This window comes from Thermosipho globiformans (genome assembly GCF_003990895.1).
Classification (GTDB): domain Bacteria; phylum Thermotogota; class Thermotogae; order Thermotogales; family Fervidobacteriaceae; genus Thermosipho; species Thermosipho japonicus.
This window is the reverse complement of record NZ_BHXD01000047.1, coordinates 1-531: the sequence shown is the minus strand read 5'-3', so window position 1 is coordinate 531 and position 531 is coordinate 1. Positions and strand designations below refer to the sequence as shown.

Genomic DNA, 531 nt, shown 5'->3' with positions numbered 1-531 from the left:
CTCTTCCGATCTATAAGTTTGAGATTACTACAATGAGCGAAGCACTTAAAATTCTGAACAACATCCGTACTCTTCGTGCGCAGGCAAGAGAATGTACACTTGAAACGCTGGAAGAAATGCTGGAAAAATTAGAAGTTGTTGTTAACGAACGTCGCGAAGAAGAAAGCGCGGCTGCTGCTGAAGTTGAAGAGCGCACTCGTAAGCTGCAGCAATATCGCGAAATGCTGATCGCTGACGGTATTGACCCGAACGAACTGCTGAATAGCCTTGCTGCCGTTAAATCTGGCACCAAAGCTAAACGTGCTCAGCGTCCGGCAAAATATAGCTACGTTGACGAAAACGGCGAAACTAAAACCTGGACTGGCCAAGGCCGTACTCCAGCTGTAATCAAAAAAGCAATGGATGAGCAAGGTAAATCCCTCGACGATTTCCTGATCAAGCAATAATCTTTTGTAGATTGCACTTGCTTAAAATCCCGCCAGCGGCGGGATTTTTTATTGTCCGGTTTAAGACAATTTAATAAGAATAAGC

1 protein-coding gene is annotated in these 531 nt (G+C 44.6%); it reads left to right on the top strand.

The window, feature by feature from the left end:
* A partial coding sequence (gene hns / locus EO083_RS09770; RefSeq protein ID WP_373277322.1) for a histone-like nucleoid-structuring protein H-NS occupies nt 1-446 on the top strand: 446 nt, incomplete at its 5' end.
* Nucleotides 447-531 lie beyond the last annotated feature (85 nt).